General features: G+C 38.3%; 17 protein-coding genes and 1 other annotated feature. Of the genes, 6 read left to right on the top strand and 11 right to left on the bottom strand.

Going from position 1 to position 18802, the window contains the following annotated elements:
* Window positions 1-237: 237 nt before the first annotated feature.
* The 3 genes from FSZ17_RS01800 to FSZ17_RS01790 all read right to left on the bottom strand — a co-directional run bounded on the left by FSZ17_RS01800 (window position 238) and on the right by FSZ17_RS01790 (window position 4377).
* Complete coding sequence (locus tag FSZ17_RS01800; protein ID WP_146846332.1) at window positions 238-1539, bottom strand: ABC transporter substrate-binding protein; 1302 nt, start codon at window positions 1537-1539, stop codon at window positions 238-240.
* 241 nt (window positions 1540-1780) lie between these two features.
* On the bottom strand, window positions 1781-2683 hold the full coding sequence (locus FSZ17_RS01795) for an ROK family protein (protein WP_057776194.1): 903 nt from the start codon (window positions 2681-2683) through the stop codon (window positions 1781-1783).
* Window positions 2680-4377, bottom strand: a complete 1698-nt coding sequence (locus tag FSZ17_RS01790) for a glycoside hydrolase family 13 protein (RefSeq protein ID WP_057776193.1) — start codon at window positions 4375-4377, stop codon at window positions 2680-2682. The genes FSZ17_RS01795 and FSZ17_RS01790 overlap by 4 nt, the downstream gene beginning before the upstream one ends.
* 212 nt (window positions 4378-4589) lie before the next feature.
* Window positions 4590-4875 (top strand) — a binding site (T-box leader).
* 236 nt (window positions 4876-5111) lie between these two features.
* Between FSZ17_RS01790 and FSZ17_RS01785 the strand changes: the two genes are divergently transcribed.
* Genes FSZ17_RS01785 through FSZ17_RS01770 form a run of 4 tightly spaced genes read left to right on the top strand, consistent with a single transcriptional unit; the run spans window position 5112 to window position 9124 of the window.
* Window positions 5112-5963 (top strand): SAM hydrolase/SAM-dependent halogenase family protein, encoded by an 852-nt coding sequence (locus tag FSZ17_RS01785; protein WP_057776192.1) that lies wholly within the window; start codon window positions 5112-5114, stop codon window positions 5961-5963.
* A 37-nt stretch (window positions 5964-6000) separates the two neighbouring features.
* Window positions 6001-6558: an ECF-type riboflavin transporter substrate-binding protein gene (locus FSZ17_RS01780; RefSeq protein ID WP_057776191.1), complete on the top strand. Its 558-nt coding sequence runs from the start codon at window positions 6001-6003 to the stop codon at window positions 6556-6558.
* 32 nt (window positions 6559-6590) lie between these two features.
* Window positions 6591-8303 (top strand): ABC transporter ATP-binding protein, encoded by a 1713-nt coding sequence (locus FSZ17_RS01775; protein ID WP_057776190.1) that lies wholly within the window; start codon window positions 6591-6593, stop codon window positions 8301-8303.
* The gene (locus FSZ17_RS01770) at window positions 8294-9124 is read left to right on the top strand and encodes an energy-coupling factor transporter transmembrane component T family protein (protein ID WP_057776189.1); all 831 of its coding nucleotides are present in this window, start codon (window positions 8294-8296) and stop codon (window positions 9122-9124) included. Before FSZ17_RS01775 ends, FSZ17_RS01770 begins: the two co-directional genes overlap by 10 nt.
* A 35-nt stretch (window positions 9125-9159) precedes the next feature.
* Here FSZ17_RS01770 and FSZ17_RS01765 read toward each other — a convergent pair whose 3' ends face one another.
* The 7 genes from FSZ17_RS01765 to FSZ17_RS01735 form a co-directional block, all read right to left on the bottom strand.
* Entirely contained in the window at window positions 9160-9708 is a 549-nt protein-coding gene (locus FSZ17_RS01765) for a hypothetical protein (RefSeq protein ID WP_057776188.1), read from the bottom strand.
* A 212-nt stretch (window positions 9709-9920) separates the two neighbouring features.
* Window positions 9921-10262 (bottom strand): zinc ribbon domain-containing protein YjdM, encoded by a 342-nt coding sequence (locus FSZ17_RS01760; RefSeq protein WP_057776187.1) that lies wholly within the window; start codon window positions 10260-10262, stop codon window positions 9921-9923.
* 223 nt (window positions 10263-10485) lie between these two features.
* Complete coding sequence (locus FSZ17_RS01755) at window positions 10486-11361, bottom strand: pentapeptide repeat-containing protein (RefSeq protein ID WP_057776186.1); 876 nt, start codon at window positions 11359-11361, stop codon at window positions 10486-10488.
* 188 nt (window positions 11362-11549) lie between these two features.
* A complete protein-coding gene (locus FSZ17_RS01750; RefSeq protein WP_057776185.1) occupies window positions 11550-12371 on the bottom strand; it encodes a GNAT family N-acetyltransferase in 822 nt (273 codons plus the stop codon).
* Window positions 12372-12439: 68 nt separating this feature from the next.
* Window positions 12440-13324 carry a DMT family transporter gene (locus tag FSZ17_RS01745; RefSeq protein WP_057776184.1) on the bottom strand — a complete coding sequence of 295 codons (885 nt, stop codon included), beginning with the start codon at window positions 13322-13324 and terminating at the stop codon, window positions 12440-12442.
* A gap of 57 nt (window positions 13325-13381) precedes the next feature.
* Window positions 13382-14194: a TrmB family transcriptional regulator gene (locus tag FSZ17_RS01740; RefSeq protein WP_057776183.1), complete on the bottom strand. Its 813-nt coding sequence runs from the start codon at window positions 14192-14194 to the stop codon at window positions 13382-13384.
* A gap of 97 nt (window positions 14195-14291) precedes the next feature.
* The gene (locus FSZ17_RS01735; protein WP_057776182.1) at window positions 14292-15167 is read right to left on the bottom strand and encodes a LysR family transcriptional regulator; all 876 of its coding nucleotides are present in this window, start codon (window positions 15165-15167) and stop codon (window positions 14292-14294) included.
* A gap of 161 nt (window positions 15168-15328) precedes the next feature.
* Here FSZ17_RS01735 and FSZ17_RS01730 point away from each other — a divergent pair, with 161 nt between their 5' ends.
* Window positions 15329-16498 carry an MDR family MFS transporter gene (locus tag FSZ17_RS01730; protein WP_057776181.1) on the top strand — a complete coding sequence of 390 codons (1170 nt, stop codon included), beginning with the start codon at window positions 15329-15331 and terminating at the stop codon, window positions 16496-16498.
* 133 nt (window positions 16499-16631) lie between these two features.
* Here FSZ17_RS01730 and FSZ17_RS01725 read toward each other — a convergent pair whose 3' ends face one another.
* Window positions 16632-17483 (bottom strand): vanadium-dependent haloperoxidase, encoded by an 852-nt coding sequence (locus FSZ17_RS01725; RefSeq protein WP_057776180.1) that lies wholly within the window; start codon window positions 17481-17483, stop codon window positions 16632-16634.
* Window positions 17484-17872: 389 nt separating this feature from the next.
* On the opposite strand from FSZ17_RS01725, the gene cyoE reads away from it, so the two are divergent.
* On the top strand, window positions 17873-18790 hold the full coding sequence (gene cyoE / locus FSZ17_RS01720; RefSeq protein WP_057776179.1) for a heme o synthase: 918 nt from the start codon (window positions 17873-17875) through the stop codon (window positions 18788-18790).
* The last annotated feature ends 12 nt before the right edge of the window (window positions 18791-18802 follow it).

The raw sequence follows: 18802 nt of genomic DNA, 5'->3' as shown, positions 1-18802 counted from the left end.
GCGTTCGCCAAGTCTTTTTTTGGCGAATGCCTTAGTTTTTATTATGCGATCTTATTAGCAGATATTTAATTGAACACACTCTTTACTTTAGTACGTTAATAGACTTAAACTTTCCTTTTAGCTTAGAAAAGCGCATGGCGCCTGAAGTTAGACACTCATCTAACTCGGAATTTAATCTTTCTTATTTAGCAAAACAAAGTAGCACGAAGGCTACTTTGTTTCAAATCATTCTGTTTCTTATTTACGTGCGTCTTCCCAAGCTTTTTTCGTTGCATCGACAACTTCTTCCCAGCTTGCTTTATCACTTAAGTACTTCTGAATTTGAACGCCCAACTCGTCTTGCCCCCAGCCAGTAGGATATCCCATAAATGTCCAGCCGATTGTTTTGCCTTTCTCTGCATATTCATAAACAGCCTTTGAAAGTGGATCAGAGATTTTAGTAGAATCATAGCCTTCATATGCTGGAATAAATTTAAAATCATTTAACACGGTTTCCTTACCTTTATCTGAAGTGTATAGCCAGTCTAGGAATTTTTTCGCTTCTTTAACTACCGCTTCATCTGCATTGCTATTTACGCCCCAATACATTGGAATCCCAACTGGTATATGATCACCTTTATAACCTTCTACTGGAATTGGTAACATTCCAATGCCGTTGTTAGCAAATTCTTCATCAATTCCTGCAATTGAACCATACACCCAATTTCCTTGTTGAATCATGGCAACTTTTTGAAGAGAGAATAGCTCTTCTACTTGTTTTGAATAATCAAGACTTACAGTCGGCTGCACAGAGTAGTCATTTTGAAGATCTAAAACTTTTTTGAATGCATCACTATATTTGAATTCAACACTTTTTGAATCAAATGCCGTTAAGACATTGTTATCAAATTCAGGAGCTAAGAAAGCATTTGATAAATGCAATCCCGTCACCCATGTTTCCTTTCCTGGCAAAGCAAATACAGCTTCTAGACCTAATTCTCCTTTTTGGCTATCCAATTCTTTTACTGCTGCTTCTAAAGAAGCAAAATCTGTAATGGAAGCTGGATCGATTCCTGCCTTTTCAAATACATTTTTGTTATAAATTAAGCCATAGCCCTCTTGATTGTATGGAACACCTAATACTTTTCCATCTACAGTAACCCCATCGAGGGTACCCTTTAATGCAGCCTTAGCTGCTGCAGAATCAGATAAATCAGCTAATTTTTTCTCCCAGTCTGCCACATCTTGTGGTCCACCGATGTTATAAATAGCTGGCTCATTACCAGATGAAAATTTTGATCGAAGAGCTGCACCGTAATCCTCTCCGCCCCCAACTGTCGTAATGTTGATTTTCATGTTTTTATTTTCCTCTTCATAAGCTTTTGCAACGGTCTCAAACTGATCTTTAAACTCTACTTTGAATTGGAAAATGTCTAAAGTTACTTGCTCTTCTTTCGATTTATTGTCCGATGAACCTGCCTTATCTGAATTGCAACCTGCTAAAATTCCGGCTAATCCTAGTGAAACTGCTAGTAAGCCTGCTCTCCATTTTGCTCTCATAGGTTCTCCCCCACATTATTATTTTTTGTTGCGAAAACGCTTGCACAAATACTTAAAAAAATAAAGACAAGTTTGCGAAAGCGCTTGCACAAAATTGAATTAAATTTATCCTATCACACCGCCCATGCGATAACAAGTCTTAATTTATAGACAATTTTGTATTTTTATCGACTTGTTTGGATTGTCTTTCGAAAAGCGTTTTCGCATTGCAAAAACGCTTTTTAATAATCCTTTATATTTTTTACGAGTTATTTGAAGGGTCTGTCACGAGCATAGCTGCACCAATCATCCCTGCTTCATTTCCAAATGCAGCACGCCTCAATTCTAAAGGCTTAAGTTTCAGCGGTTCGACTTTCGCAAGAAGGTTTTCCCACCAATCATCTGCTGATTCGGAAACACCTCCGCCGACTACAACGCAGTCCATATCTAATACGGCTTGAAGAGTGGAAATGACAACAGCGAAATCTGAAAGAAAGCGGTCCCGTACTGTTTGGGCACTTGTAAGCCCCTCTGCCGCCAATCGAAACAGCTCCTGTGGTATTGCTAATTCACCCGTCTTTGGATTAACGACATTTTCCTCTTGAATCATTCTTCTCAATGCGGTTCCAGATACGTATTCCTCACTGCAACCCCGTCTTCCACAGCCACAAACAAGTCCGTTTGGATACAGAATCATGTGACCAACCTCACCAGCACCGCCATGGGTACCATTTATCACTTGCTCATCAAAAACGAGACCTCCACCTAGCTTTGTCCCCACTGTCAAGCAAACAACCCTTTGGAAGCCAAGTGCTGCACCAAGCCGTACTTCCGTAAGTGCTGCGCAATTGGCATCATTATTAATCTCAACACGAAGGCCAGTCGCTGCTTCTAGTTGTGCTTTGACCGGTGTCCCTTCCCAGCCCTCCAGCTCTTTTTCAAAAGTGACAACTCCCGTTTTCGCATCTACCATTCCTCGCGTACCAATTCCAATCCCTTTAAGGTCAGGAAACTTTTCTATTACTTTTAAAACCTGTTCTTCTAAATAGGGATATAATGGTAACTTTGTAGGAATCGTGATATCTTCTAAAACCTCACCAGTCTCATTCACAACACCCATCCGTATTTTTGTTCCCCCAATATCAATACCTAGTACCTTCTTCAATTTGCCATCTCCTTTCTAAAGCTGAGCACAAACGCCTCATAAGGTCTTACTTCCATAATATCACCGTCTAATTGATGAGTTTCATAGTTTGCTATCATGATTTTTCCGTTTTTATTCTGCACGTCAATTTCATCCCATTTCATTTTTTCCGTCTGTTTTGAAAAATTGGTTACGATTAACCACTCTTCATCCTCTGTTTGCCGTTTATACACAAAGAGGTTTGGATGATCAGGCATTAATAATTGAAAGCTTCCGTACGTGATGATGTCAAATTCTTTTCTCAAACGTATAAGCTTTTGATACGTATAAAAAATCGACGAAGGATCGGCAAGAGCTTGGTCTGCGTTAATTCTAGAAGTATTGTGATTCATCCGAATCCAAGGAGTTCCTGTTGTGAACCCGCCATCCGATGTCCATTGCATCGGGGTTCTAGCATTATCTCGGCCTTTCGCATAAATACCCGACATGATCTTATCATGCGCGATTCCCTGCTGGCGTTTTTCTTTGTACATATTTAGGGTTTCGATGTCACGATATTCATGAATGTCATCAAACCTCACATTCGTCATGCCTAGCTCTTCACCCTGATAGATATATGGCGTTCCTTGGAGTAGATGAAGACAAATGGCTAGCATTTTAGCGGACAGCTCACGATACACTTCATCATTACCAAAACGTGATACGATTCGCGGCTGATCATGGTTATTCCAATAAAGACTATTCCAGCCAACATGATGGAGAGCATGCTGCCACTTTTCAAGATTGCGTTTTAGCTTAACCAAATCCAACGGCTGAACATCCCATTTTTCGTAGGGTCCACTGTCTAGGTTCATGTGCTCAAATGTAAAAATCATATTCACTTCTTGATTGCCGGGATTCGTAAAGATTTGTGCGTCCTCTGTTGAAGCGCCCGGCATTTCTCCTACAGTTACCACATCATAATGTTGCAAAACCTTTTCATTCATTTCTTGTAGATAGGTGTGAATTTTCGGCCCATTGATAAAATAGGGACTCCCATCCCCATACAATTGTCCAAGATGAATCTCTCCATCAGGTAATTGGTCCTCTTTTGAAATAAAATTAATAACATCCATGCGAAAGCCGCCAATTCCTTTATCTAGCCAATACTTCATAAGATCAAAGATTTCTTTCCGAAGAGGTTCGTGTTCCCAATTCAAATCAGGCTGCTTTTTGGAGAAAAGATGCAAATAAAAGGAATCCGTTGCCTTATCCTTTTCCCATGCAGACCCGGAAAATATGGAACCCCAATTATTAGGTGGATCCCCCTCATTCCCATCTCGCCAAATATAATAGTCGCGGTACTTGGAATCCTTAGAAGAACGCGAATGAACAAACCAGTGATGTTCGTCCGAAGTATGATTGACCACAAGATCCATCACAATTCGAATCCCTCGCTGCTTCGCTTCATCAATCAATTGTTCAAAATCATCCATTGTCCCAAATTCATTCATAATCGCGCGATAATCGCGAATGTCATATCCGTTATCATCATTAGGAGAATCATAGATTGGGCTTAACCAGATGACATCCACTCCTAATTTTTTCAAATAATCCAGTTTAGAAATGATGCCTTGCAAATCCCCGATGCCGTCTCCATTAGAATCCATAAAGCTCCGCGGATAAATTTGATAGACAACACTTCTTTTCCACCAAGGCTCTTTGAAACGAACCATTTTTGTCACTCCTTATGAACCCTATATTAGGAATTATTTTAATCTTTCTACAATCACGATGCAAGCGTTTGCACATTTAGATTAAAAGTGTAATTAACTTATTCTTTCGAACTAAACTTAAAGGGAAGATACTACATTACTACAATATTTTTACTTGACTATTCAGAATATAGTAAATATAATAAATTTTAACTTTAGCAACTTAATATTGATTTAATGCAATGAAGAGGGAAAGTAAGATTTAGCGATTTTTCACAGAGAGCTTCGGTAGCTGAAAAGAAGCAAAATTCGAATCTGAACAATGGCCTCAGAGCTTCGTGCCGAATAGATTGACCTTCCTTTTAGGCAATATTAGTAGGTACCGACGAGATTTGGTACTCGTTATCAATACCACAGTATATAGAGCATCAGGTCCGCTCTCGTACTTGCAGAGGCTGTATTGCGTGAGCATACAGTAAATTAAGGTGGTACCACGTGAGATATAACCACGTCCTTATCTATTATTTATATAGATAAAGACGTGGTTTTTTTGGCTAAAAGGAAAGTTTAAGTTTAATTAACATACTAAAGTAAGGTGTGTGTTCAATTAAATATCTGCTAAAAAGATCGCATAAGTAAAACTAAGGCATTCGCCAAGTTTTTCTAATGTATTGAGGACTAGGAGGATTGATAGAGGAGAACTAAGTCTAATTTTCATTCATACTAAATAAAATAATCATAGTGGAGGTATGAAAATGAATAGTCACTTAATTTTACAATCAGATTTTGGTATTAGCGACGGGGCCGTAAGTGCGATGTACGGTGTGGCTATTTCTGTAAATCCATCGCTTAAAGTGTATGATTTAACCCACGATATTCCTCAATACAATATTTGGGAGGCATCTTATCGGTTATATCAAACGATTTCCTATTGGCCTGAAGAGTCTGTTTTTGTATCAGTCGTTGATCCAGGTGTAGGCTCTGAACGAAGAAGCATTGTTGTCAAAACGGCAAAAAATCAATACATTGTCACCCCTGACAATGGGACACTTACTCATATTAAAGAAAGCATCGGTATTGTGAAAGCAAGAATGATTGATGAAACTGTCAATCGTTTGCCAAATTCAGGAGAATCATACACATTCCACGGCCGTGACGTCTATGCATTTACAGGTGCCAGACTTGCTTCAAACATCATCACTTTTGAACAAGTAGGTCCAGAGGTTCCAGTAGATTCTATCATTGAGCTGCCAAAAACAAATGCAAGCATTGAACAGGGCTCACTTCAAGGAAATATTGACATTCTCGATGTAAGATTTGGAAATCTATGGACAAATATTGATCGTACTCTCTTTAAAAAATTAGATGTGGATTACGGAGATTCATTTGAAGTAACGATTGAAAACGATACACGACAAGTATACAAAAATATTATGACCTATGGCCGTTCTTTTGCCGATAGCCATCTTGGAGAGCCATTACTATTTGTAAATTCTCTGGACAAAATCGGCGTAGCTATTAATCAAGGGTCATTTGCAAAAGCGTATCATATCGAAACCGGTGCCCAATGGAAAATTTCTATCCGTAAAGCACCAAAAACTATTTAAAGTTCATTTTCAACTATTCATTTTGGAGGCTGATGTTATGCAAAGAAAACACTTATCCATCAAAACCATCGTTGCGATCGGCATTGGAGCTGCCGTATTCGTTATTTTAGGCAGATTCGCATCCATTCCTACTGGAATTCCGAACACACAAATTGAAACATCCTACGGCTTTTTAGCACTTATGTCTATTATTTTTGGACCGATTGCGGGTGCATTAATTGGCTTAATCGGTCACGCCCTAAAGGATCTTATTTTCTACGGTTCCATTTGGTGGAGCTGGGTTATCGTATCGGGACTTGTCGGCTTGTTAATTGGGCTCGTATGGAGAAAAATTGATATTGAATCAGGCATTTTTAATATGAAGAAAATCATTACATTTAATGTTGTTCAAGTTATCGTTCAAGCATTTGGGTGGTTTGCAGTTGCTCCATTTTTGGATGTACAAATTTATGCAGAGCCTGCTAACAAGGTATATTTGCAGGGTGTAGTTGCTGGGGCTGCCAATATCGTGACTGTCGGAGTAATTGGTACGCTTTTATTATTAGCCTACGCAAAAACTCGCAGTCAAAGTGACAGTCTGAATAAAGATATCTAAATCAAAGTGCACTTATTTCTAGGAGATCATAAATGAAAAAAACTGTTATTCAATTCGAGAACTTTTCTTTTAAATATCGAAGTCAAGCGAAGCCAACCTTAAATGATATAAACTTAACCATTTATGAAGGCGAAAAGGTTTTGATTGTGGGTCCTTCAGGTTCTGGAAAAAGTACACTCGGCCATTGTCTCAATGGCCTTGTTCCATTTTCCTATAAAGGCGAGATTTCAGGAAGCCTTGAAATAATGGGTGAAGAATCGAGAAATTTAGATATCTTCGCTCTTTCTAAAAAAGTCGGTACTGTTCTGCAGGACCCTGATGGACAGTTTATCGGCTTAACCGTTGCTGAGGACATTGCTTTTGCATTAGAAAATGATTGTATACCGCAAAAACAAATGGTAGATACCGTTATAGAGGTTTCAAGAATGGTAGATATGGAGAATTTTTTAGATTCATCTCTTCACCGTCTATCTGGAGGGCAAAAGCAGAGAGTCTCCCTTGCCGGGGTAATGGTTGATCAAGTCGATATTCTATTATTTGACGAACCGCTTGCAAATCTTGATCCTGCAACAGGCAAGCACGCGATCGAGTTAATTGATCGGATTCAAAAAGAAACTGAAACGACCGTTGTCATTATTGAGCACCGCTTAGAGGATGTTCTCCATTGTCATGTTGATCGAATTATTGTCATCGATGAAGGCAGAATCGTCAGTGATCAAACACCTGACGAGCTGTTAGCTTCAAATGTTTTAGAAGATTGTTATATTCGTGAGCCTCTTTATTTGAAAGCCGCAAAGTATGCTGGCTGTGAAGTGACAGCTGAAATGAAGCCCTCTCACCTGTCTTCCTTTGCCATCAATGGGTGCAAAGATAAGCTGGTTAGCTGGTTTGAAAAGACAGCTCCACCAGAGAAAAAAGCTGAAACTCCCCCCATTTTAGAACTGTGTGATGTTTCTTTTGGCTATCATCCGGATCACCTGACGATTCTGGGTATATCCTTTTCTATCAAAAGAGGTGAGATGGTCAGTATTGTTGGAAAAAATGGGGCGGGAAAATCGACTCTTTCAAAGTTAATTTGTGGTTTTGAGAAGCTTTCTTTTGGTCGAATCCTTTATAGTGGACAAGACATTACAAAAGATACGATAAAAGAACGCTCACTAAGAATTGGAATGGTCCTTCAAAACCCTAATCAAATGATTTCTAAGCATATGATATATGATGAAGTAGCATTAGGCCTTATCATTCGTGGAGTTCCAGAGCATGAAGTGAAGGAGCGAGTGGAAAGAACCTTAAAAATTTGCGGGCTCTATCCATTCCGAAATTGGCCAATATCTGCCTTAAGCTTTGGACAGAAGAAACGGGTAACCATTGCCTCAATTCTAGCATTAGAACCAGAGGTTATTATTCTTGATGAGCCTACGGCAGGACAGGATTTCCGACATTACACAGAAATGATGGAGTTTCTCTGTGAATTAAATCGCCAGGGCATTACCGTTATAATGATTACCCATGATATGCATTTAATGCTTGAATACACGCCTCGAACGATCGTTATTGCAGGTGGAAAAAAAATAGCCGATGATTCAGCGGTGAATGTATTAACCAATTCCGAGATTATTAGAAATGCAAACCTAAAAGAAACCTCCTTATTTGAGTTGGCCTTATTTGCCGAAATAAGTGAACCAAGAGAGTTTGTTGAACGCTTTATCGCGTTTGATAGGGAGGTAAGACAGAAATGGCTGTAGAAATGCTATCGTATATTGAGCGGCAATCACCTGTTCATCGACTAACAGGTGGAACTAAGCTGCTTTGTCTCCTATTTTGGTCATCTGCTGCTATGATGACATATGATACTCGGATTCTTATTTTCCTTGTTCTTGCTAGTGTATGGATTTTTGCAATTTCAAATATAAAGCTAAAAGAAATCGCATTCGTGCTTATCTTTATTATGCTGTTTTTATTAATTAATAGCATTGCCGTATACGTTTTCTCCCCTCAAGAAGGGGTAGAAATCTATGGCACGAGCCATGTTCTATTTGAATTGGGAGGAAGGTATAACGTCACACTTGAAGAACTGTTTTACCTATTTAATGTAAATATGAAATACTTCGCAGTTATACCAGCTGCTATTCTTTTTATCGTAACGACAAATCCAAGTGAATTTGCGGCATCACTGAACCGCATTGGCATTAGCTACCGTATTTCCTATTCTGTCGCTCTAGCTTTGCGCTATATTCCCGATATACAGCGTGATTTCCGTAATATCGCTCTCGCTCAGCAAGCAAGAGGAATCGATCTGTCACGTAAAGAGAAATTGACAAAGCGAATCAAGAATGCCGGATCCATCATTGTTCCATTAATTTTATCAAGTCTCGACAAAATTGAAATTATCAGCAATGCCATGGAGCTCCGCGCCTTTGGAAAAAACAATAAACGAACATGGTACCGCGCTCGTCCTTTTCAAAAAATAGACTACGTCACGCTCACCCTGTTCGTTATCATGCTGCTGATCACGATATTTATAACCTTTCACGATGGAAATCGGTTTTATAATCCGTTTGTTTAGGGACAGGCTTTTTGTCCCTAACATTTCCTAAAGCATTATTGTCTCTCAATCCTTACATTTATTTCTTCCAGTTTATAATATAAGAGAGGAATCACCTCCTGAAAATATCTATTCGCTTTAAACATTACATGATTCCCATCTTTAAACAAAAACTCATATTCCGGAAAATCACCGTCTTCCGCTTTATAATGAATGACTCTCTCTATTTCGTCCCAAGAATAGGAATATTCCCTTTTGGAAAAAAGAGCTCTGTATGAAAGGGATTCTTCTGATATGGATTTATAGGATTGTGATGCTATAAAAAATGGAATGGCGCTCAAACATACACAAGCAATACTTAGAATAATAGAGACTTTCTTTATATCTAACAGGGAAAGAAGCATAGCAGCTAAGAATAAAAATAGAAAACCTACCCCGTAAACAACATAATTTTCCTTTGGTACGAAAATCTGACCAATTCCTTCTGTATAATATATAATGTCTGCAATAGTTTGAGGAACAAATACGAGGAGAAATGGTGAGGAAATGGCTATACATATCCCAATCGCCAAAAAAATATGCTTAGTCCTATAATACTTTTCCAATAAACTCCCCCCTTTTGCACATATTGAATTCCTGCTTCGTTTTTCCATAATTGTTTATATTTTGAATATTTAACATCAATTATATATTAACATATAAATCTATTTTTAGTGAAAAATCACGTAGCTTTTATTAAAGAAAAAAGCTGCTGTTATGCGTTAGTCATAACAACAGCTTTTCGGACTGGAAGGTCCCCACTAATTGAAGCTTCACTTTATCCCTTTTTAACAAATTCTGATTTTAGCTTCATCGCACCGAAACCATCAATTTTACAATCAATATCATGATCCCCATCAACCAAACGGATATTTTTTACTTTTGTTCCTATTTTTAAGACAGATGAACTTCCTTTTACCTTAAGGTCTTTGATAACTGTTACGGTATCACCATCATTTAAGATATTTCCATTTGCATCTTTAATAATTCTTTGATCTTCGCTATTTTCATTTCCTGATTCTAGCGACCACTCATGTGCACATTCTGGACAAACGAAAAGACTGCCATCCTCATACGTATATTCTGAATTACATTTTGGGCAATTTGGTAATTTTGACATAATTCTATTTCCTCCGCTCGCAATTGTTTATTCTACTTTCTCCATTAAATGAGGTCATTATATCCTTATATACTGACATAGTCCTCTCAGCTTGACAAGCCTATCACTATCCTTCACTTTTTTCTGCTGACTATATAGATTTCATACTGTTTTTTAATTAAATATAAAAAACACCGTTTTCGATAGAAAACAGTGTTGATAAAAATTTTAAGCTACTTGTTTTTTACTCAACATCAGACCAGTGTGCTGGGCGAGAAAGCAAGTGCGGCAATTTTGTACGTGAATCGCCCTTCGCCGAATTTATTTGAACTTGAGTGAGAAAAATACTCCCAGTGAGATCTGCTCCTCTAAGATCGGCGTCTCGAAAGTCAGCCCCTATAAGATCAGCTGCTCTCAAGTCGGCATCTCTTAGATCAGCAGCAATAAGATATGCCCCTCTTAAGTTGGCTCCTTTGAAATCTGCTCCTCTAAGATTTGCACCCATAAGATTGGCTCTTGATCTATCAACTTTCTTACCATTTTTTGCTCCCTTATGCTGACGATGTGACACAGTACGCACTAGCTCACTTGTCCTTAAAAGCAAAGCATTTACTTGGGCTCGGTGTGATGGAACATCTAGTTCCATGAGTGAGTTGGGACTAAGCTGAGTAAGCCTTTCCGTCTCGTCGAGCATGAAGCCAAGCTCTTTATGAATCGTACGAGTCGCTTTCAATGTCAACGCTTCGGTCAAATACCAGAGCATTTCATGAAGCTGTTGCATAATCGGAAACACATCAAACATTTTCTTCGCTGTTTCGGGACCTTCTCGCCAATCGCTCCCATCAAATGTGACTTTGGAAACCTTTTGCCCAGCACCGAAGCAGTCAAAGACAGTACACCCTTTAAACCCCTGCTGTCTGAGGTTATTGTGAATACCACAGCGAAAGTCCGATTGCAGATTGGGACAGGGCTTACCACTGTCTTTATTAATTGCAAAATCTGCCGAAGCTGCAAAAGGCAACGCAACACAACACAATCCGAAGCAATTCACACAGTCAGCATGCAGGTTGCTGCGGCTAATATCGCGGTTTGAATTTGGATTATCCTGATTCTCAAACAATGAACGCACCTCCTTTTCATCCATTTATTTGACCTACAATATCACTTTTTCGTTACCGCTAGTCGGTTAAATAAACCTCTTCGGGCACGATTATCAATAATCTAGCATTTATTTACTCTAATAAACTTTTAACCACCCTGCATAAAGCAAGGTGGTCCTCAAGTAAAGCAATTATGATTAAAAGTACACTATCCTTTTTTATAATAATCCTGAGAATGGTAAGATGTAAACCCACAGGATTCATATAGCTTTAATGCATGAGCATTCTTAGCTTCAACTTCTAGAAAAATCGGAAAGCCATCCTTATGTTCTTTTATGATGACGTTGGTTAATGCTTTTCGTCCGATTCCTTTTCCTTGGCATTCAGGGAATATAGCAAACCCGTATATCCATGCCTCCCCGTCCGAATGGGAAATACGCATTTTTCCGACTGGCTTTCCCGCTGACTCAATGATATAGAATTGTTCCATGATTTCACGTTTGATTCTAACATTATAATCACGAGCCTCGTCTTCTTCAAAATGAAAGCATTGAACATCTAATTGAATTTCAGTTTCTAAGTCATTTGGAGTGGAACGCCTCAAATTAACCTCTTCCTTATGGATTAACTCTGTTTCTTCCCATCTCATCTGATGTTCCGAGAAAGAATAAGAACAAGGAATCGATTGCAAAAACCCTTTTCCCGAATCTGAGCTTGATGGAGTATTTAAAAGAATTTTCTTAAACCCTCGTTCCTCCAACACTTTTTCCGCTTGATAGTAAAGTTGCGTAAATATTCCCTTTCGGCGATAATTCGGAGCTACCATACCACAAATCTCAGCTTTATTTCCAAACCCATAAAGACCGAGGAACCCAACTAACTCCCCATCCTCATAATGAAAAAAGTCATTTATTTCATTCGCTTCGCGAGTTTGCAGCATATCCCAGTTTAATTTTAGCTGAAAGCATTCGCCTTCCTCACAAACATGCTGAAGCTCCTTGATCTCTGTTAACTGTTTTGTCGTCAGCAAACTTTCCCCTCCCAAAATGCTTTATCACTCTTAAACTATTTCTTTATTTTAAGAATAATTCCTGCTTTTCATCCATTCACTGTCTCTAATCTTTTTTCTTTTTTTGGAGAATAACTGATCCCCACAAACACTAGGAGAATACCGAGGAGTTGGTAGACATCAGGATAGTAATCCAAAACAATTACATCTAGTAAGATGGCAACAATCGGATCGATAAAGACTAAAATCGCTATGGTTTGGGCCTTTAATTCTCGTAAACTGCTGAAAAATAAATAGAATACAAATCCAGTATGAACAAACCCAGTAACAAGAATATTCAGCCAATTACCAGTAGTAAGATGCATAAAATTTGAAAAATCCACTAATGGAAGCAATAATAGGACACCCAAACTCGTTTGAATAACGGTTGTAGGCAACGGGCTAAGAATTTGAATTCCCTTTCCCGTGATTGAAGTAAGGGCATAGAATAATGCTGCTGCAAACGCCCAAAGCACACCAGTGGATAAAAATTCGGCAAAGGATGATTGTTGATGAATGCCTCCGACTAACAATGTACCTAAAAAGCAAATAAAGAAAAATACGATTCCAGTTCCTGTTAATTTTTCTTTAAAGAGAAAAGAACCTAAGAGAAGCACAATAACAGGTGCTAAATGATATATGGAAATAGCTACAGTAATAGGCATTAATTCAATAGAACGAAAGAAAAGGACCCAGTTTATGACAAGAAACACTCCACAAAGTAAAGCAAGAACATACTCACGGCGCGGAATAAAAATCTTTGCTTGGTTCTTTGTTTTTACTGAACGAAACCCCCATATTGCTCCTAAAAGAATACTTGCACAAAGGCAGCGTATAAAAACCAATTCAATTGCTGGGAGACCTGTTTGTAATGAAAATAGTCCGATTGAACCGAATAAAGCCATTGCGATGGCGAATTTTAGTTTTGCATACATGTGAACCCTCCTGCTTAGTTAGAACTATAACCACCATTTTTTTATAAAAAAACAGCATTATGTTAAGCCGTTTTTTCCCGTCATGACTTGAATCAAGTCTTCTCTGCCCTTCCATAGTGCATCTAGTTTTTCAGGACCGTGCGCATTGATGAGTTCTTCGACCATGATGTCGTGCCGAATGTATTCTGTCGCAATGAGAACTAGAGCAGGATCTGTTGACTTCACAGCCCATTCTGAACCTCTGTCACTAAATTTTGCAATCAGGGCTTCTTCTTCATCCCGAACTAGAATAGTTAAATATCCTCCCATTCGTTTACTCACAATGTCTGGTGCCATATAGTTGTGATGATATGTGTGTCCCAACGTCATAGCTTCATCCCCAAATAAAACTGTAAAAATGGGGATTGCTCCTTCCTTCTCTCGAATTGCTTTTTCTATGTCTTTCACTGCGGGAGACCAAATCGATAACCAGATCTCTTTTTTGGCAATACGAATCATTGAAAGCATTTCTTGAACGATATGCTCATAATGGACAATTCTTGTTACCACATCAACTTTCTGATCACTTTCAAACTGGGTGAGAGACGATTCTAGCCATTCTAATGATGTATTCATCTCCTCTTTAAGACGAGAAAGTAGCTGTTTCGGCTCAACAGGTTTATAGACAATGGGATCAGAGGGAACCGTTTGTATGGCTCCTTTATCAAGTAATTTCCCTAATACTTCATATATCATGGACCGAGGGACACCAGAGCGCTTACTTAATTCATAACCAGTAACTGCTGGTGATTTCAGTAGACCTATGTAAGCCTTACACTCATATTTCGAAAACCCATGTTTTTGCAATTCGATCATTGCTTTCTCTTCCATAATTCTCTCCTTCATGGTAGTTATGTTAATAACCACTATAATTCATTCATAATTGAATGTCTATAAAAAATCTGAAAATATTATTATTTCTTAATCATTATATAATTCCATTAACAGTGCTTTTCATCATATGGTCAAGCAAAGGCTTTACTGCTTCCAACTTGCGTTTCGGATAAATTATATAGCTTTGGATTAATGGGGGCTTTATTTTGGATCGAAAGCGGAGTGATGCAAGCTCACCTTGTTGGATGAGTGTATCAGCAATGGCAGCAGGCAGCAGTCCAATAAGATGATCACTTCGTAAATATTGAATATACAGGGAGGCATGATCCACCTGTAAGGCAAACAATTGCTTTCCAATGCACTCTTCAAACCATTTTTTATAGCTAGGTCCCCAATCCATATGAATATAAGGCAATGTACTTAATGTACTGAGATCGATTTCTTCAGTAAAATGATGATCAGCTTTAGCAACAAGCTTAATCTCCTCTTTTTTAAACTCAATTACCTCAATTTCAGCATGTGAAGGCGGGATATAGACCACGCCAAAATCAATGACACCATCAAGGATTTGCTGAACGATATCCCATGAATGTCCGGTAATAAAACGAAGAGCCATTTTCGGGTTCTTTGCTTGAAAATCTTTCATAATTGGGAAAAGTAAATAATCCCATAATGAATGCAGGCTTCCAACGACTAATGAGCTTTCAAATCTTTCCTCCAAGTTGAGCTTTCTAGCCCCTTCGTCAACAAGCTCAACAATCCTCTTCGCATAGTCTAGCAGCTCCTTGCCAGCATTAGTCAGAAGAACTTGGCGATTATCTCTTTCAAACAGTTTTTTGCCAAGCGTTTGTTCCAGCGCTTTAATACGCATCGTTACGGTTGATTGTGATATATACATTAAATCGGCTGATTTCGTGAAGTTTTTCGTCTGGGCGACAGACAGAAAAGCACGAAGCTGTTGGATCTCCATTTTACCCATCCTTACGATTAGTTTTTTTAATCAATACCATTCTAATTATTCGTTATACAAATGGCAAATACGTTGATAAACTAAAAAAACGAAGCAGTATTGGCTTCTTGAACTAATGCTATTGAATTTTGATATTGATTTTGGAAAAAGGTGGGGACACCATGAAAGCAATACGATTATTATTAGTAAATTCATTTCTCATGAATGTTAGTTTTTTCGCTTTTATTCCTTTTTTATCTGCTTATATTACTGGAAGCTTAGCACTTTCTGCTGGAATTGCTGGTCTCGTCTTGATGATCCGGCAATTAACACAGCAAGGAACATCATTTTTATCAGGGATACTGGGAGATCGCTTTGATTACAGATTGATGATTAGTACCGGTATGGTTTTACGCGGAGCAGGCTTTCTATTGTTTGCCATTTGCACAACACCGCTTGAGTTAATTGCTGCGGCCATTATTACTGGTTTAGGAGGGTCATTATTCGAGCCAACAAGTAAAGCGGCACTATCTATCTTTACTCCTCCTGCCAAACGCGGCGATGTTTTTGCTCTAGATAAGATCGTACGCCATTCGGGGATCATTTGTGCGGGAATATTGGGTGGAGTTTTATTACAGCTTGACTTTTTCTACTCTTCCTTAGTATGCGGTGGAATTTTCATTTTCAGCGGGGTGATTACCTTTATGAATCTTCCTAATGAAAAAGTCGCAGTTCCGAAGCAATCCCTTGCTGATTCTTGGGAAAAAGTGAAATCAGATCGGTTGTTTATCTTCTTTACGATCAGCATGATTGGGTTTTGGTTCATGTTTATGCAATTGTATTTGACCATTCCTCTGCATGCTGCAAAGGTATTCAACAGCCCAACTTTTGTCTCAAGTCTATTTATTGTTTATGGAGTGATCGTCGTTTTTCTCCAATATCCCCTGCAAAAATGGACAAGAAGGTTTCAGAGATTATCTGTTATTAAAATGGGCATGAGTATTATGGGAGCAGGAATTCTGCTAATAGGGATATCTAATAGCATTCTATTATTTTGGGCGGGATTCTGTATATATGCGATTGGCATTATGCTTGTAGAACCAACATCTTATGAATACACAGCAGAAATAGCTCCTCCTCAATTTTCAGCCAGCTATTTTGGTTTTTCCCTTCTTGCAATGGCAGTTGGCGGTGGAATTAGTCAAGGAGCTGGCGGATGGATGTATGAGCATATGCCTCAAGTAAATTGGCTGGTTGGTGCAATAGCTGGTATTAGCTCAGCTTTATGTATTCACGTACTTCAAGCATGGAACAAGAGGGCTAGTTCCAGAAGGAAATATAGCGTTAGATAATAACATTCTGTTCAGAGTAAATAGAAAATCCCCTATAATTGATAGAAGTGCAAAAAACTATCATCAAAACGGGGGATTTTCTATTATTAACGGTTGCTCAGGTTCAGTACTTTCCGTAGGACCCAAATTCTGTTCAACACGAGCTAGATTCGTCTCCCATTACAAGAGAAGTACAAGTTTTTGGGAAATCAAACGGGATAAACTGTTGGTAATCTATTGGGAAAATATCTGCATCTAGGAACTTTGTATAAGGTGTATCAATTGGTTTTAAATCACTATCAAGTTGTGTTTTTAGGTAATCAACTATAGCTGTTCCGATATATCTTCCCAATCTTAGTCCTTCGTTATTATCTGCCGGAAAATGAACTCCTGCATATAATCGACTAAGCGCATTGTCATCAGCTATTTTTCTAAGTTTGCTTGCTTCTTTTGGGAAAAAATAGCTTAGTACGACTTCTGTACATCCTGACATGCTGGCATGACCAGATGGATAAGTTGGAAAACGCGGAGTGCACAACAATGTTCTCATCGTTTGATCATATTGGTTTGGCCTTGCTACATCCCATGGATATTTTAAAGCCCACACTACGATCATTGTATCATTTATAGCAGCCTGTACAGCTGCTAATATCCTTCCAGCATGCAAAGGGCTAACTCCATAAGTATCAATTAAGCGATCAATAACCGGTGTCCATTGTTTAGTAGGGACCCCTGTTCCATAATATATACCAATATTTTTTTGAGTGGGAGTAAGATTCTCTAGCGTATTTTGGACAATACGTAACTCTTTATCGAAATTAATTAAGTTGGGATGTTTTATAGGGAGTTTCATTTTCCAACCGTTCGGATCAAGGAAGTTTCCATTTTTGTCTCGCTTTAAATAAATTAGTGACCACGAGCCAGCCAAAGGAGTAACCGGATTATTAGGTGGTTTCGATTCCCCTGCATACGGTATCTCTGTCCAGCGTAAATATTCTTTCCTCAAAATATCACACCTCTACTTCTTCATTATTCATCAGTAGCTATTGCAGTAATTTAATTGAAATGAACAAATACTAATACTTGTCCTATACTGCTGATAACTTATTTTATGAAAGAAAAAATGATGTGATTGGACTTTTTTTGGAGTCTATCTTATTCTCAAAAAAAAGAGTGGTAAATGATATCATTTGCCCTTTTTTCTCTCCTCCTGAGTTAATCTTCGTCTAATCATCCTTCTTCCCCGCTCCCTTGACAAGCATACCTTATAGCTTTAACATACCAAATAGTATATAAATTAATAAATGATAATTATGTCAAAAATAACCTTAAATACTATTAATCTGGATTGAAGCACGATTATTATAGATTGTCTAGTAAAGGAAGATAGTAATAATGCGAAGGCAAAAAAAACCTACCCCGCCGGAACAGACTATGTCAAATATTTTGGCACAAACCGTCAAAACCGGAATCATTAAATCAAACCTTTTCCCGATGTTTGCTGGATTAACATTGGCATTATACACTTATCAGATTAGCTTTCTAGAAAAGCTTCCTGAAATTATTTTTGCTTTAATTGGTTCCATTTTAGTTATGGGTGCCGCTGGGGCTTTTAACAATCTATATGATCGAGATATAGATTCCATAATGGAAAGGACCAAAAATAGACCAACTGTAACTGGAGAAATAAAGCCTAAAACAGTATTATGGCTTGCTATCTTCATGTCTATCTTTGGAATAGCAGCTCTATCATTAGCAACTCCTCTAGCAGCATTTCTAGGGTTTCTAGGATTGTTTTTTTATGTTGTCCCGTACACGATGTGGAGTAAAAGAAGAACCATTTATAACACGGAGATTGGAAGTATTTCTGGAGCAATGCCGCCTCTCATAGGTTGGGCTGCTATATATCCAGACATCACACATCCTGCTATTCTTGGGCTATTTATCATTACAGTTATTTGGCAAATGCCTCATTTCTATGCTATCGCGATTCGTAAGCACGATGAATATAAGGCTGCGAAGGTACCTATGCTTCCAGTAGTCAAAGGTGTTAAAAGAACATATATACAGACAAATATTTATTTAATTATTCTAATTGCGATAAGCTTCCTTTTAGGGTCTTTAAGCCTTGGCCTTATGATCGTAGCACTTCTTTTGAGCATTTCCTGGCTTATTTTAAGTGTGTTTGGCTATAAAAAGATGGATTCAGAGAAATGGGCAAAATCCATGTTCCTTTTCTCCCTTCTTCACATGACGATCCTTTTTTCCACTGTCATTATCTACTCTCTAGTGGGGATCATTTTTGAATTGTAAGAATGTTGATGA

This window comes from Cytobacillus dafuensis (genome assembly GCF_007995155.1).
Classification (GTDB): domain Bacteria; phylum Bacillota; class Bacilli; order Bacillales; family Cytobacillaceae; genus Cytobacillus; species Cytobacillus dafuensis.
This window is presented reverse-complemented; position numbering and strand designations above follow the sequence as displayed.